Source organism: Fretibacterium sp. OH1220_COT-178, from assembly GCF_003860125.1.
Lineage (GTDB): Bacteria > Synergistota > Synergistia > Synergistales > Aminobacteriaceae > CAJPSE01.
The window spans coordinates 88,500-102,991 of record NZ_RQYL01000003.1 but is presented as its reverse complement, the minus strand read 5'-3'; the positions used below and the strand labels follow the sequence as shown (position 1 = coordinate 102,991).

Here is a 14,492-nt window from a genome sequence, read left to right as displayed (position 1 = left end):
CCTTACTCGGGGAGGAGCCGCTGTTTGGCCGAGAACGACGTGGCCGCGACCTTGAACATCAAAACCCGACTCAGGGCTTCAGGGGGAATGGAAAAATCCGACCGCCCCGCCTGGTGCTCCATGATTTTCAGCAATGCCCGCAGTTTTTCCTCAGGCTCCTCGATGAAGAAGACCGATCCTTCCCCGATGACGCTCGAGTAGGCGAAGCCGTAACTGCAGGCGGCCTCGGCCTCGACAAGCCGGTGGCCGCAGTCCATCTCGAAGCAGACCTCGGGATTCCCCCTCAGGATATCGATCTTGCGGCCCTCCGGAGCACTGTGGCAATAGAACTCGAGCGCTCCGCCCCGAAGGTCGTAACCAAAATTCATCGGGACGACGTAGGGCCGCGTCCCATCGACCATAGCCAATCGAAAAACCTTGCAGGCCCCGATAATCCGTTCGATAGCCCCGAGATCCGCCACCTCACGGTCCTTCCGCCTCATACGATCTCATGCCTCCAGTCCTCTGGCCGTTTTTCATTTATTTTATCCCAGAATTATAGCAAAGCGGGGACACTTGGACATACCGTTGCCGACGGCACACTCAAGAACCCCTCGTACGCTATACTTTTAGGGAGGACGTTCCGAGATTCTTTTGCTCTCGGGGACACGAATTACAGAGAGGTTCAAAACTTGAGTCCGAAAAAAACGAAAAGCGAAAGCCCGAAACGCATCGACACCACGACGGAGAGCGGCCCCCTCGGCCTGTCCCTGGGGGAGCTCATGGGGCATCCCGTACCGCCTCCGGCCCCGGGGGGGAAACCCGAACCCTCCGCCGTCGCCCCGCCCCCCTCGTTTTCCCGCGTCGTCCTTCAGCGGACACGCGCCGGGCGGGGCGGCAAGTGGGTCACCCGGGTTCTGACGACCCCGGCACCGACGGCAACGCAGCTCGAGACCCTGGCCCGGGATCTGCGCAAAGCTCTGGGGACCGGTGCGCACGTCGAGGAGGGCGTGATCGTGGTTCAGGGGGATATTGCGGAACGCATCGAAACGTGGTTCCGCGAATGCGGCGTCACAAAGATCGTCCGCTGAACCAGCAGGAAAGGAGCCGAGCAAATGACCGAAGCGACGATCGCCCCTCCCTTCTGGCACCCCGCGTTGATGGACGCCTTCATCTTGGATTGGGACGGCGTCCTGGCCGACACCAGACTGGATTTCACCGCCCTGCGGCGAAAATATTTCGGGGGCAGGATCGTGCCTCTGATCGAAACTGCGGATGCCCTCCCGCCCCCTCTTCGCGAGGAGGTCAAGGCAGAGATCCGGCGCATCGAAATGGAGGGGGCGGAGAGGGCCGTCCCCGTCGACGGAGCGCGTGAATTCCTCGCGTGGCTGAGACGGTCCGGAAAGCCCTGGGCCGTCGTCTCCCGCAACTGCAGGGATTCCATTTTGCTGGCCGCCGAGCGGTGCGGGATCGCGTTGCCCCCCGTCCTGCTCAGCCGGGAGGACCCCGCCGTCAAGCCCGAGCCCGAGGCCCTGGCCCTGGCGTCGGAGCGACTGGGCATCGCCTTGGACAACTGCGTCATGGTGGGAGACTTCGTCTACGACATGCTCGGAGCCCGACGCGCGGCGGTCCGTTGCGTCCTGGTCGAGCGCGACCCCGAGGAGTGGGGGCATCTGGCCGATGCGGCCTACCCCCGGCTGCGGGACTTTCTTTCGGCCCTGGAGACTCCCTCCGCTCTCGTCCCGTGGGAATACCGTGCCCTCGCCGAGGAACGCGGCGAAGCCTACCTTCGTGCTCAGGGCCAATGTCTGTGGCACCTGCCGGAGCAGGGAGCCTATCGCCTGGCCGTCCAGCTGGCGCGGCGCGGCGCGGTCAGGCTGACCGTTCCCGAGGGAGCTCGGCTCCGGATGGAGGATTGGAAGAATTCGGAGCTCCCGCCCCGCCACATCGACCGTCCTCTCGCGGACGTGCTGCGGGAGGTGCTCAGCCAGCGCTGGCCCTCCATACAGATCCTCTCCGACCCCCCGCCCGGGCTTCGGTCCGTCGATGTCAGGGGAATTGCGGATGCCGATCTGGACGCTTTTCTACTAGACGTACTGTGCGGGGACAGTGCGTCATGAGGGAGTTCGAAACACCCCTTGCGGAGCGCATGAGGCCCCGAACACTGGACGAATACTGCGGGCAGGAGCATCTTATGGGCCCTGGGGGGCCTCTGCGCACGCTCATCGAGGCCGGACGGATTCCCAGCTGCATCCTCTACGGGCCTCCGGGCGTCGGCAAGACCACCCTGGTCCGCCTCATCGCCGGGCACACCGGGCGCAGCCTCCTGGAGATCAATGCCGTCACGGCCAAGGTCGCAGAGCTGAGGGATCTGGTGGAGGAGGCCAAACGCCTCAAGGCCATGGGGGGAGGCACCTCCGCCCTGGCCTTCGTCGACGAGCTCTACCACTTCAACCGATCTCAGCAGAACGTGCTTCTGCCCTCCGTGGAGAAGGGCGACCTGATCCTGATCGGAACGACGACGGAGAACCCCCGTTACGAGATCAACAAGACCCTGCTCTCGCGGATGATCGTGTTCGACCTTCATCCTTTGAAGGCGGACGACCTCATGCCCTTGCTGCGCCGGGCTCTGACGGATGAAGAACGTGGTCTGGGCGGTCTGGAGCTCGAGGCCTCGGACCCCGTTCTTCGGTCCCTCGCCCTCTCGTCGGGCGGCGACGTCCGCCAGGCCCTGACGCGGCTGGAGACGGCCGCCGCCTTTGCCGCGGCCTCCGGGGGCTCGACCCTGGCCGAAAGCCACGTCGAACGGGTTGCGGGAAGCGCCCACATCCGTTTCGACCGGGAGGGAGACGACCATTACGCCATAGCCTCCGCCATGATCAAGAGCATCCGCGGCTCGGACCCCGACGCGGCACTCTACTGGCTGTCCCGCCTCCTGGCCGGGGGAGAGGACATACGTTTCGTCTGCAGGCGCCTCCTGATCTCCGCCGCGGAGGACATCGGACTGGCGGACCCCGCAGCCCTGCAGGTCGCGTCCGCGGCTGCCTACGCCTCGGACATGACGGGACTTCCCGAGGCCCGCATCATCCTGTCCGAGGCCGTCCTTTACCTGGCCGCCGCCCCGAAGAGCAACAGCGCCTACCTCGCCGTCGACAAGGCCATGAGGGCCATAGAGGGCGGGGACCTCCAGCCCGTTCCCCAGCATCTCAAACCGGACGGCAGCGGTTATCTCTACCCTCACGACGACCCGCGCCACTGGCTCCCCCAGAGGTACATGGAAACCCCGAGGCGCTTCTATCATCCGGGGGATCTGGGCTATGAAGAACGGATCGCCTCTCGGCTGCGTCGCCTCTGGAGGCGCTTCTCCGAGCCGCCGGACGTCTCCTGAGCGGCTCCGCCTAAAGCAGAAGATCCACGGACAGCAACAGGGCCCCGACCAGCGACAGCCCCAGGGCTCCCCCCAGGCAGAACCGCACGGCCCCTCCGGGAGAGAGGCGGGTGAAGAGCACCCTGGATGCGCTTCCAATCGTTGTCCGGACGAGAAAGACCTTGGTCCAGAAGAGCGGGAATTCGAGGGTCGCAACGAAGAAGCCTCCTCGACCGAAAGGGCCCGAAGCCGAGATCGGCAAGAAGAACGAGACGAAGAGGGCGGATACGGCAAAGGCGCGAAGGGAACCTGCAATCTCGAGAAAAGCGAGGTCGATGCCGCTGTACTCGACGGACAGACCCGAGAGGATGTCCTCGGATTCGGATATCTGCATGGGACCCTCTCCCGAGACTGCGGGCAGGATGGCGGCAAGGGCAAACATCAGTGCGGTCAGGCCCAGCACCCCGGCCCCGCCGACCACCGACCATACGGACTTCGCCACGAACACCTCGATTCCCATCGGGACCCCGGGCATTCCCGTGCGCCAGGCCAGCCAGGCCAGCGCGCCGACGACGAGGGAAAAGGGGACGCCCCAGGCCATCATCAGGGCCGTCTCCCGTCCGGCCCCCAGGACGGCCAACGAATTTGCGCTTGCCGTTCCCCCCAGCACCCTGAAGGAACTGCTCGCGACAAGAAGGAAAAAGATCAGGATCACGTCGCCCTCGCCGCCCAGCACGGCAGGAAAACGTCCCGCGGGGATGTAGAGAAAGACCATCAGGACCAGGGCCAGAGAGAGCCAGGGAGCGGCTCGAAACAGGGGCCCGGCGGAGCCCCTCGGCTCGATGGACTCCTTGAAGGAGAGCTTGAGGACGTCATGGACCGGCTGCAGAGGGGACGGAGAGGGCTCTCCCAGAATGCGGGCGGCGAGCCCCCGCACGGCGCCATCCGAGATCAGGGCCCCCAAGGCCGCCAGGGGCAGAAGGACCGCAGCGGCGAACATTTTCAGAAACAGGGCAAAAAATACGCTCATGACGCGCCCCCCCCTTCGGCCCCCGTCAGAATACCGGGGCGACGCTGGCCAGGATCGGAGCGACATCGGCCAGTTCGTTCCCCACGAGCAGATCGGGCAGCGCGGTCAGATTGGACGCCCCGGGCGATCGGCGCTCCCACAGGGAGACGTTGCCCTCTCCATCCAAGCGCACGAATTGATTCTCGTCCCCCTGAGGCGCCCCGACGATGCCCCACCCCGTCGCTCCAAGAGGGGGAGCCAGGGGCTCGGTGGCGAGGGGCCCTTCGGGGAGCCCCTCAAAAATTTTTATAAGTATCCGCAACGACTGAGACAGCTCGCCCACACGAACGGCCAAACGGTCACGCACATCCCCGCGCCCCCCTCCGCCGGACTCCCCAGGAAGGACCGGCTCCACTTCGATATCCGAGTAGGCCTCCCCGGGGGCGCTCTTTCGAAGATCCATGCGAATCCCGCTGCCGCGGGCGACCGGCCCGGTCACTCCGCAGCGCAGGGCCTCCGCCCGCCCCAGTATGCCCACGGCCTCGATGCGCGGGCGGACCGGAACCCCCTTCAGCAGTCGTGAGGACAGGGATTCGAACTCGCCGGGAAGGGACACGGCCATCCTCCGAATCTCACGGTCGGCCTTGGGAGAGATGTCCTTCGAGACCCCCCCGACCTTCAGGAGCCCGCGGCCGAAAGGCGCCTCTAAAAGGGGGTCCGCAGCTTCCAGGACGGAATGTCCCAAGCGTAGCGCCCTGTGAAGGCCTGAAGCGAAGCCGATGGAGCGGCAGAGCCGTGCGATCCACAGGAGGTGCGAGGCCATCCGCTCCAGCTCGAGCATCGCGGTACGGACATACTGCCCCCTCGGGGGGACCTCCCAGCCCCCCGCGCGCTCTACGGCCTGAATATAGCAGAGACTGCGGGCAAAGGCGTCCGTCCCCGGAAGCCCTGCGACGATCTTCAGCCCCCGCTCCGGGGACACGGTACGCCAGGAGTTTTTTTCAGGGAACGGCAGGAGACGGGCCCCCAGGATGCGTTCCCCCTCCAGCTCCAAACGAAGCGGAACCGGAATGGAGCCGGAGCAGGTCGTACCCAACAGAAGGGTATAGGGCCTCGACATCGCTCATTCCTCCTCGAAGGGCGTCCCTCCGCCGGGGTGAAAGGAAACGCCCAGGATCTTTTCCAGCCTGCGTTCGCAGCCCTCCGCACTCGGGAGCAGGTCGACGAGGGACGGGATGGAAAGCTCTTCCCGATGCAGAGGAACCGTGGCCTGGATTCCCACCCGACTTCCCCTACGTCTTTGGAAGAGGGAGAAATGATAGTGCAACAGAACTCCTTCTTCGCCGCTCTCGCCGAAGAGGCCGTGAAAGACGGGCCCGTCGAATTCGAAGAGCGCCCGGACAAAACCGGCAAACGACGTCGGAGCGACGCGGAGGAGGAGATCCTGTCCCTGAACGGAACGGGCGTGCCCGCCCCTCCGTTCCAGGATCGCGACGATCTTCAGGGACTCCCCGAAACGGGCGTTCAGCCGCTCCGCCAGCTCCGGACAGGGCAACGCATTTTTTCTGAACCTGGCGTTCATGTTTTCGCCCTCCGCCCGCACAAGGCCTCCCGAATCCCTCGCCAGACGGCCTCCGGCGACGCATCGACGGAGATCGTCTCGGCCGGAAGCCCCCCAAGCGACCCCGAATCCGAAAGGACGCAGCGGTCCAGAACCAGGACGGCTGCCCTCGGCCTGGACATCTGAGAGTAAATAAGCCCGAGCGGGCCGGACAGATCCTCCCTGACCGCCCCCAGGATCAGCAGGACATCGGCGTGACGGGGGCTCGTCACGTACCGGAGCCCTGGCTGGATTCGAGTCAACTCGGACAGGAGGAACTCGGTCCGGAACCCCCCGTCGCCCTCCCCGTGAAAGGGAAGAATCCACGGGGATCGTATAAAAATCCCTTCCCTGAGCGGCGTGTTCATCGTGCCCCCCAAAGGAGCCAAAGTGCGAGAACGGTCAGGGTCGACAGAAGCCACCCCACGCTGTCCGCCACGCCTCCGTCGTGCAGAAGACCCGGAAGGTCCCAAAACGGGCGCCGTGTTCGGCCGAAGGAGCTCAAATCGAAGGAGGGGGCCCCGAGTTCCTCCCCTCGTTCGGCAAACGGACGGACCCCCTCCCGGCAGCTCCGCCCCCCCGACTCTGCGAGCCCGAAGGCCCGAAGCGCCAAAAGGCTTCCCCCCACAAAAAGGGAAAGAACGCAGCCGGCAAGCACATTCCAATACCCGAAATCGGATACCGGACCATTCCAGCCCAAGGGCACGCCAACGGCCCTTCGGGAGTCGAACACCGAGCGGGCCCCCGACTCGAGGAACCCGGCGGGGAACCAGTCGACCAACAAACCAACGGCCAGGAGCGACGACGCGAGAACTCCCATGCCTGCCTTCATCCCGTCGGGGACCTCGCCAACGGCGCTCGGAGACCTTCGGAAGGGGCCCAAAAAGGCGCCGCTCACCCCCCTCAGGATCCCTCCGGTTCCCCACAGGGAGGCGACGAGGGGCACGGCAGGGAAAAGCGGGCCCAGAAATATTCCGGCTCCACAAAGTTTCCATCTTGCCGTGAAACCGCTGAGGGGAGGGAGCCCAACGAGGAAGGCCCCGGCCATCAGGGTAAAGGAGAGCGTCCACGGCATGTTTTGGGCCAAGCCTCCCATTCTGTCGAGAAATCGGGTTCCCGCGGAATGGCAGAGGGACGCGGTGCACAGCAGAAGGAGCCCCCCGGCCAGAGCGGCAAGAATGCTCAGGAGGAGCCCGGCCTCGAGTGCCGCCCACCGCCCAGGATCCGCCTGCTTCAGCCGAAGCGCCAACCCCAAAGCCGAGACCGCAAAGCCCGATTGAGAGACGAGGATATGGGCCGCAAGACGGCGGAGATCCCTCTCCCTCAGGCTCATGAAGCCACCCGCCAGTCCCGACAGGCCCCCCAGGACAATCAAGCACCAGGACGCTGTCCCCGCAAGCTCTGCGAACGGCACGCCGCAGAGGCGCACCATCGCGCAAAAGGCGGCCTGGAGACGGGCAGCCACGAGGCAGGCGATGCCTCCGGGCACCTCACCCAGGGTGTCGACGGCTCCGACATGCAACGGAAAGAGTCCGCATCGAGAGGCAAGGACCACCAGAAAAACAGCCAGGACGAGGAGTTCCAGAGGGCCGGAGCGCATTCGTTCCGCCAGCAGAAAAATGTTCGATGTTCCGTATCTTCCGCAGAGGGCCCCAGCGGCCATCAGGAAAAAGATCGCCCCTACCCGATCGCTGACCAGGGATCGGAACCCCGCACCGAGGCTCTCCGGCCGGTCCCTCCAAAAGGCCGTCAAACCGGCGGCCGACAGGGAACACAGCTCCATGAACACAAAAAGACTGAAAAGATCTGCGGCCAGGCACATCCCGACGGTCCCCGACACCAGAAGAAGATGGAGGGACGCGTAACGTTTTTTTCCGGAAAAACGCTCCATGTCCCGGACCGAGAACAGCGCTCCGGAAAGGGACAGCAGGACCGTGCAGAGGACAAGCCCGGAGGAAAAGGGATCGATCGCGAGCAGAATCCGTACCGCGCCCCAGTCTCCAGGGAGCAGGCCCGTACCTCCTCCAAGAACGTAAAGGGAGGTGCCCTGCCCAAGGTGCCTCAAAAAAAGCAGCACGGCCGGCGGGACAAGCAGAAAGGGGACCAGACGGTAGAAGCGGTCCCGGGCCGTCTCGCCCAGGCGTCCGACGAAGGGCATCAGGAAGGCTCCCCCCACCGGCACGACAATCAGCAGAAACGGGAGGTGCATGCGCCAGCTCATTGTGTCCTTTCGCCTCCATTGGATCCGGCCGGCCCGTGATGCCTGCCGAGAAGGACGACCAAAGCCAGCATCAGGACGAAGGCCGAGAAGGAGAGCAGTATGGAGAGCAGCGCGAAGAAGCGGAAGGTCGGAAGCCCCCCCTGCGCAAGGGGACCGTCGGCGGCGGGAAGAGCATTGCCGTTCCGACAGCCCCACAGGAGCAGCAGCAGGCTTCCTGCCGAGGCCAGGACGTTGACGGCAACGCACAGCCGGATGCGGTCCCGGCGCATCAGGAGGCAGAGAAGGGACGCGAGGACCAAAAGAGCCGCGACCAGGTACGCGGCGTTATCGGGGCTCACGATCGAATCGGTCATGCCCGCGCTCCCCTCCCGCTCCCCTGCTGTTCCATGCGATGCTGTCGTACATGTGGACGAGAATGCGCGCGAAGCCCCCCAGGAAGGCCAGGGTCGAGGCGACGCTCATTCCCCGGAGGGACCGAGCATTCTCAGCTGAACGGAAGCCAGCCGCATCCCCTCCGAGGACCTCCCGGCAGACCAGAAAAAACATCGAAAGGAGTCCGACGAAAGTCATGAGGCCGAAGACTCCGTCCCGGAACCAGGAATAGAAACGCCCCTCCCCCCAGGACACCAGCAGAAGCACCGGAAGCAGGGCGAGGAGCGCTCCGGCACAGTGCGCCAACCCGCCCCCTTCGGAACCGACCAGGTAGAGGCCGAACACCGCCAAAAAACAGGCCAGAAACTTCGACGTCGTGACGACCACCGGCGACATCGGCCTCATCGCCCCCTGCCTCCGCCCTCGCGAAAGAGGGCACTGATGCCGCAGAATGCCGCGAAAAATGCCGCGGCCGCAATCAGGCTGTCCAATCCGCGGTCGTGCCCGACGAGCTCATAGACCCGTTCCGTCGATAGATTTCTTTTGAAATGCCGTCCCGGATAGCGGTCCGCCGAGAACGCTCCCCGTGAAAAATCCAAGGGGCGGACGACGGAGAAAGCCCCATAAAACAGCGCCGCCAAAAGCACGGCGGCGGCCGCAAAAAGGATTTTTTTCATCGGACGCCTCCTCCCTCTCCGTTGACGCGACAGGCCCGGATTGCGATCACGAGGACGATGGTCGAAAGGCCCGAACCGACCGCAAGCTGTATGAAGGCTACATCGGGAGCCCCCAAAACATAAAACGCCACCGCGAGAAGAAGGTGGAACACGGCGAAGGAGAACACCGCGCTCAAGGCTCCCGGAATCCACAAGGACGCGCATCCCGAAAACAGCAGGGCCGTAAGCAGCGGAACGTAAAGAACGGAGGTCATGACGCCCTCCTCTCCTCGGGAGCGGACGAGGAACCGGCCGACGGTCCCGATCGAAAAACGGCGCGGGCCAGGGCATGAACGCCGACGGTTTTTAGCACCGCCAGAAGAACTCCCGCAACCAGGATGTGCAGGAACAGCGGCAGAAAGTGCTCCTCCCCCTCGTCCGCGAGGAAGCTCACGAGGGCATGGAGCAGCAACGAGGCCGAGACGAAGATCCCTCCTGCGGTCAAACACTTGAATTCCCCCTGAATTCGCGTGTAAACGTCGGGAAAACGATACAGGGCGATCACCCCCAGAAGGCCGAAAAGGAATCCCGTCAGCAGCGGCAACGCGAGAAGAATCGCCGGCATCTCACACCCCCCTTTCCGAGGCTTGGACCAGACAGAGCCCGACAATGAAGGAGACCACGATGTAGACGATCGCGATGTCGACCATGACCAGGGATTCGCAGGCCGCCGCCGCCAGCAGGAGAGCCAGGGAGACCAGGGTGTTGAACGCGTCGAGCACCACCAGCCGATCCTCCCGGCCGGATGCGAAAAGGAGTCGGGGCAAAGCGGCCAGAGACAGCGTCAAAAACAAAACCGCCATCCCCATCAAAAGGCAGGGGACCCCACTCACTCCGCGATCCTCCTGACCCACCGCACAAGGGGCATGCACATCTTCTCCGCCTCGGCGGCCCCGCCTCGGGCATCGAGAAGATGAAGACAAAAGACGCCGTCTCCGCCGACGTCCAGCACCAGGATACCCGGGCGGAGATTCAGGAGCCCCGCCAACAGGGCCCGGGCGAGATCGCGCTTGAGATGGGGATCGAAACTGACGATCCCGGGGTGCATGTCCCCGGTTGTGAACCGACCGCCCACCTCGAGCGCCCCCCTTACAAGTCCTGAGAGGACCGGCCCGAAGAGGCAGCGCAGAACGAGCCACCAGCGTCTCGGATTGAGGCCCCTGCCGGGTCTTAAGTCGATGGGGATCCCCGGTGCCGCAAGCGTTACGATGGAGGCGGCCCCAAGGGCTTCGAAAAGAATCCCCCCTCCGGACTCCCCGGACCAGGCGAGCGTCAGATAGGCCAGAAAGGAAAGAACAAAAACGGTCATGATATCCCCCCTAACCACAAGGGAAGGGCCGATCGCGCTAACCGACGGACGTCCTCAGGGCCTCATGCAGGCGCAACCATTCCTCGCCCCGAAGGTCCTCGGCCCTGTTTCGCGGATCTAGGCCCGTTTTCCTCAGCAGTTCCTCCCAATCTTCGATCTTTCCGAAACCTTTGAGGTTGTTGAACAACGTCTTGCGCCTCTGGGCGAAGGCCCTGTGAAGCATGTCGCTCCACAGGGCGTCCTCCATCAAATGGAAATTCCTGGTCAGTACGATCTCCACCACGGCGGAATCCACACGCGGCCTGGGACGGAAGCAGGAGGGAGGAACCCGGCGTACCCGTTCGACCCCCCCCATCACCTCCAGGGTCACCCCCAGAGGATAGCGCTCCTTCGTATCCGCCTCCGCCGCAAGGCGATCCGCCGCCTCCTTCTGCACCATGTAAAGATGATACCGAAGTCCCCGCCCGGCGAAACGCAGAAGCGTCCATATCAAGGGGGTCGTGATGCTGTAGGGGATGTTCGCCACCACCTTGCGGGGAAAGGGATCGAGCGCTGCGTAATCCACGCGTAGGGCGTCGCTCCAGTGGAGGCAAAGCCGCGGTTCCCGCAATGCCAGCGACTCCAGCGTCTCCCTGAGGCGTTCGTCGAGCTCGACCGCATGGAGGCGGGAACACCCCCGTTCGAGCAGCGCCCGGGTCAACACGCCCTGCCCCGGACCAATCTCCAGGACGACGTCGTCCTCCCCTATCGAAGCACGGCGGACGATATCCTCCAGAACTCCCCGATCGACCAGAAAGTTCTGGCCAAAACGATGCAGGGCCCGAAACCCGTCCGGTGCGACGCCACCCCTCGGCGAACGGCTCACCGCTCCGCGGCTTCCTTTTTCAGGACCGCTCTCGTCCCGCCGACCATGTCGAGCAGGCGATCGGGGGCGATGGGAAAAAAGGCGTGATCCGTACCGGCAGCGGCCCAGACGATGGCATGAACGAACAGATCCTCGTCCAGGAGAGCGGGCAGACGCGAGGGATAGCCGACAGGCGGCACGCCGCCGACCTTGAAGCCAAAGTGCTCGAGGACGTATTCCGGCTGCGCCATCTTGGCCTTTCTGCCACCCAGAGCCCGGGCGACCGCCCGGGCGTCCACCCTGTTGATTCCGCTCATCAGGACCAAGCAGGGATTGCCGTCCACGAGAAAGACAAGGCTTTTGAGGATCTCCTCCGGCGGAGCGCCGACGGTCTTGGCGGCGTCCTGCACGGTAAAAATCGTTCCCTCGGCCCTTTTGATCGCGATATCCGCCGCCCCGGCCTCGTCCAGGGCGGACCGGACCCGTTCAACGGCGCTTTCGGCATCGTAGTTTTCCAGCATCGGCGAACTCTCCCCGCAAAATATCGATATTCCCCGGAATGATGCCCCGGAAACCGCCTTTATTTTACTCCATCGCAGCAACGCCCGGGAAGCCAGGCCCCCTGTTCCCGTGTTGGGGCACGGAAGAACCCCCACGGCCCACGGAGTGCCTGTCTATGGAGACCCCTCGCAACATGACCCCGCCTTTCTTTGCGGCGACCTCCCCGCACTCCGACGGCAGCGTCGGACTGCGGGGAATCGGCCCCAAACCGCCGAACGCATCGTCCGCGACTCCGGCTTTCTCCGGAGGTCCGGTCTCAATCACTCCGCGGCGCGCACATCGACGCAGACGTCGTAGAAGGTGCTCCCGCCCTCCTTGTCGGTGAGGCGCTGGGCGGTGAGAAGATTGACGTTGCCGTCCCTGGTGTGTTCCCTCCACCAGACGCCCTCCGTGACGACACGGCCGGGGGCGGTGCGCTCCGTGACCTTCAGGGTAAAACGGGCCTCGCCGCGGACATTGGAGGCGACGACCTCCTGCCCCTCGGCAAGCTCGAGTCTTGCGGCATCGAGCGGATTCATCATCAGCACCATGGTATTGCCTCTGATGAGATCTTCGCGCTCGTTGAAGGAGCTGTCCAGGATACGCGGATCCGGTGCGTTGACCATCTGGAAGGGGGCATCGTCGCCATGGGGCGGGAAGTAGTCCGGCAGTTCCGGATGGGCGCGGGGATTGCGGATCTCGATCCTGCCTGAAGGGGTGCCGAAGTTCATCTTGTAATTCTCGGGCAGCGGCAGATCCACAGGTTCGCAGCCGGCAAGACGATTCAGGTCCACAGGCAGCGGCCAGCGGGTCTTCGTGCTTTCGATAAGCCGTTCCACAAGGTCTCGCTCACTTTGCCGGAACATGGGATCCTGCAATCCCATGCCGTTTGCCAGGACGGAGAAGACCTGCCAATTGGACCGGCTTTCGCCCACGGGCGGAATGACGGCATCCGCCCTCTGAACGGTGTAGTGACCGTAGGCTCCGTAGATATCGCAGTGCTCCAGGGACGAGGTGGCCGGCAGCACGATGTCGGCATAGCGCGCCGTGTCGGTCAGGAAGCGTTCGTGGACCACGGTGAACAGGTCGTCCCGCATCAGGCCGCGGACGACGGCGTTCTGATCCGGGGCGGTGCAGGCCGGGTTGGAGGAGTAGACATAAAGGCTTTTGACAGCCGGAGAAAGCTCCGGGTCGTTGAGGGCCTTGCCTAGCTCGCACATGTTGATATGGCGAATGCCCCGCTTCTCCAGGCCGGGCCGACGGATGATTCCGTTGTCGAAGGCGCTGCTTCCGGATGCCGAGGTCAGCAGACCGCCGCCCTCATGCGCATAGGCGCCCACTGCCGCCGGCAGGCAGGTGATGAGCCGGGCGGTCATGGAGCCGTTGGTGTACCGGGACATGCCGCTGCCCAGGCGGATGAACGGAGCACGGGCACGACCGTAGGCGCGGGCAAAGGCCTCAAGGGCACCCATGGAGATCTCCGTGATGCGGGAGACCGCCTCCGGCGAATAGCGGGGCAGGACGCCTGCCTTGAGTTCCTCCCAGCCCTGCACGTACCGCCGCAGAAAATCCGTATCCACGAGACCGTCGCGTTCCAGGACGTGCAACATGCCGAGCGCAAGGGCGCCGTCCGTCCCCGGCTTCACGCGAAGGAAACGATCGGCGTATCGGGCGGTTGGGGTCTCGTAGGTATCGATGCACCAAACCTCGGCACCATTTCTGCGGGCAATCTCCAGGTCATGGCGGAAGTGGATGTCCGTGGCCAGCATGCTGATGCTCCAGAGCACGACGAGGTCGCTTTTCTGCGCCTCCTGGGGGGCTGTGGGCAGGGTGGCGCCCATGACGTCCCGGTACCCCCTGCTCTTGGCCGGCGCACAGATGGTTCGATCTAGGCTGCTGGCGCCCAGCAGGTGGAAGAAGGCGTGGCCGGCGCCGTACTGGACGATTCCCATGGTGCCGGCATACGAATAGGGCAGGATGGCCTCGGCGCCGTCCGCGCGGATAATCTCCTTCCAGCGGCCAGTGATTTCACGGACCGCTTCGTCCCAGCCGAAGGGCTCGAAGTCGCCCCTGCCCTTCGGCCCCTTGCGGCGCAGGGGCGTCAACAGACGGCGGGGCGAGTGGACCGTGCGCTCATAGCGGGTCATCTTGGGGCAAAGGGTGCCGCGAGTAAAGGCATGGGCGGGATCGCCCTCGACGCGTACGGCCCTCCCGTTCTCCACCTGGACCAACAGGCCGCAGCAGTCCGGACAGTCGTAAGGACAGACAGATTTCTTGATCTCCATGGGGCCTCCTCCAGCAGTTCAGATTTGAGGATTTACCGTTCTCAGTCTCTGGCGGCATTTCAGCGTATTTCCGCCCCGCTCGAGCCAGGGCCGGAGCATGTCCCTGATCTCCCTCAGCGACGTTTCGATTGCATCCATCCCATTCGGCCTTGGATAAGGATAACTTAAATTAATATAGCGTAAAATCTTCCTTGAGCAAAATGGACGGATCCTGCTTTTCTCCCGACGGCGAGACTCGAAAACGGCCTTG

General features: G+C 64.2%; 19 protein-coding genes. 3 read left to right on the top strand and 16 right to left on the bottom strand.

What is annotated here, in order from left to right:
• Positions 1-2 precede the first annotated feature (2 nt).
• The gene (locus EII26_RS02100; RefSeq protein WP_124887486.1) at positions 3-482 is read right to left on the bottom strand and encodes a pyridoxamine 5'-phosphate oxidase family protein; all 480 of its coding nucleotides are present in this window, start codon (positions 480-482) and stop codon (positions 3-5) included.
• 189 nt (positions 483-671) lie between these two features.
• Here EII26_RS02100 and EII26_RS02095 point away from each other — a divergent pair, with 189 nt between their 5' ends.
• The 3 genes from EII26_RS02095 to EII26_RS02085 are packed head-to-tail and all read left to right on the top strand — an operon-like array spanning position 672 to position 3,367.
• Positions 672-1,070, top strand: a complete 399-nt coding sequence (locus EII26_RS02095; RefSeq protein ID WP_124887485.1) for a translation initiation factor — start codon at positions 672-674, stop codon at positions 1,068-1,070.
• Positions 1,071-1,094: 24 nt separating this feature from the next.
• Positions 1,095-2,099, top strand: coding sequence for an HAD family hydrolase (locus EII26_RS02090; RefSeq protein ID WP_124887484.1), 1,005 nt, complete (start codon positions 1,095-1,097; stop codon positions 2,097-2,099).
• Entirely contained in the window at positions 2,096-3,367 is a 1,272-nt protein-coding gene (locus EII26_RS02085) for a replication-associated recombination protein A (RefSeq protein ID WP_124887483.1), read from the top strand. The genes EII26_RS02090 and EII26_RS02085 overlap by 4 nt, the downstream gene beginning before the upstream one ends.
• Before the next feature lie 10 nt (positions 3,368-3,377).
• Here EII26_RS02085 and EII26_RS02080 read toward each other — a convergent pair whose 3' ends face one another.
• The 15 genes from EII26_RS02080 to EII26_RS02010 all read right to left on the bottom strand — a co-directional run bounded on the left by EII26_RS02080 (position 3,378) and on the right by EII26_RS02010 (position 14,242).
• Positions 3,378-4,376, bottom strand: coding sequence for an NADH-quinone oxidoreductase subunit H (locus EII26_RS02080; protein ID WP_158612103.1), 999 nt, complete (start codon positions 4,374-4,376; stop codon positions 3,378-3,380).
• 25 nt (positions 4,377-4,401) lie between these two features.
• A complete protein-coding gene (locus tag EII26_RS02075; RefSeq protein ID WP_124887481.1) occupies positions 4,402-5,475 on the bottom strand; it encodes an NADH-quinone oxidoreductase subunit D-related protein in 1,074 nt (357 codons plus the stop codon).
• Between the two features lie 3 nt (positions 5,476-5,478).
• The gene (locus tag EII26_RS02070; protein WP_124887480.1) at positions 5,479-5,937 is read right to left on the bottom strand and encodes an NADH-quinone oxidoreductase subunit C; all 459 of its coding nucleotides are present in this window, start codon (positions 5,935-5,937) and stop codon (positions 5,479-5,481) included.
• Positions 5,934-6,188, bottom strand: coding sequence for a hypothetical protein (locus EII26_RS02065; protein ID WP_124887479.1), 255 nt, complete (start codon positions 6,186-6,188; stop codon positions 5,934-5,936). Before EII26_RS02065 ends, EII26_RS02070 begins: the two co-directional genes overlap by 4 nt.
• Positions 6,189-6,319: 131 nt before the next feature.
• A complete protein-coding gene (locus EII26_RS02060) occupies positions 6,320-8,176 on the bottom strand; it encodes a proton-conducting transporter transmembrane domain-containing protein (protein WP_124887478.1) in 1,857 nt (618 codons plus the stop codon).
• Positions 8,173-8,529: an NADH-quinone oxidoreductase subunit K gene (locus EII26_RS02055; protein ID WP_124887477.1), complete on the bottom strand. Its 357-nt coding sequence runs from the start codon at positions 8,527-8,529 to the stop codon at positions 8,173-8,175. Before EII26_RS02055 ends, EII26_RS02060 begins: the two co-directional genes overlap by 4 nt.
• Entirely contained in the window at positions 8,501-8,953 is a 453-nt protein-coding gene (locus EII26_RS02050; protein ID WP_124887476.1) for a hypothetical protein, read from the bottom strand. Before EII26_RS02050 ends, EII26_RS02055 begins: the two co-directional genes overlap by 29 nt.
• Positions 8,950-9,225, bottom strand: a complete 276-nt coding sequence (locus tag EII26_RS02045) for a hypothetical protein (RefSeq protein ID WP_124887475.1) — start codon at positions 9,223-9,225, stop codon at positions 8,950-8,952. The genes EII26_RS02050 and EII26_RS02045 overlap by 4 nt, the downstream gene beginning before the upstream one ends.
• Positions 9,222-9,479, bottom strand: a complete 258-nt coding sequence (locus EII26_RS02040; protein WP_124887474.1) for a Na(+)/H(+) antiporter subunit B — start codon at positions 9,477-9,479, stop codon at positions 9,222-9,224. The genes EII26_RS02045 and EII26_RS02040 overlap by 4 nt, the downstream gene beginning before the upstream one ends.
• Positions 9,476-9,829 (bottom strand): monovalent cation/H(+) antiporter subunit G, encoded by a 354-nt coding sequence (locus EII26_RS02035; protein WP_124887473.1) that lies wholly within the window; start codon positions 9,827-9,829, stop codon positions 9,476-9,478. Before EII26_RS02035 ends, EII26_RS02040 begins: the two co-directional genes overlap by 4 nt.
• Position 9,830: 1 nt before the next feature.
• Positions 9,831-10,097 (bottom strand): monovalent cation/H+ antiporter complex subunit F, encoded by a 267-nt coding sequence (locus EII26_RS02030; protein WP_124887472.1) that lies wholly within the window; start codon positions 10,095-10,097, stop codon positions 9,831-9,833.
• A complete protein-coding gene (locus EII26_RS02025) occupies positions 10,094-10,573 on the bottom strand; it encodes a Na+/H+ antiporter subunit E (RefSeq protein ID WP_124887471.1) in 480 nt (159 codons plus the stop codon). The genes EII26_RS02030 and EII26_RS02025 overlap by 4 nt, the downstream gene beginning before the upstream one ends.
• 37 nt (positions 10,574-10,610) lie before the next feature.
• Positions 10,611-11,438 carry a 16S rRNA (adenine(1518)-N(6)/adenine(1519)-N(6))-dimethyltransferase RsmA gene (gene rsmA / locus EII26_RS02020; RefSeq protein WP_233572548.1) on the bottom strand — a complete coding sequence of 276 codons (828 nt, stop codon included), beginning with the start codon at positions 11,436-11,438 and terminating at the stop codon, positions 10,611-10,613.
• Entirely contained in the window at positions 11,435-11,938 is a 504-nt protein-coding gene (locus EII26_RS02015) for a YbaK/EbsC family protein (RefSeq protein ID WP_124887470.1), read from the bottom strand. The genes rsmA and EII26_RS02015 overlap by 4 nt, the downstream gene beginning before the upstream one ends.
• A 300-nt stretch (positions 11,939-12,238) precedes the next feature.
• Positions 12,239-14,242 carry a molybdopterin-dependent oxidoreductase gene (locus EII26_RS02010; RefSeq protein ID WP_124887469.1) on the bottom strand — a complete coding sequence of 668 codons (2,004 nt, stop codon included), beginning with the start codon at positions 14,240-14,242 and terminating at the stop codon, positions 12,239-12,241.
• Positions 14,243-14,492: the final 250 nt, after the last annotated feature.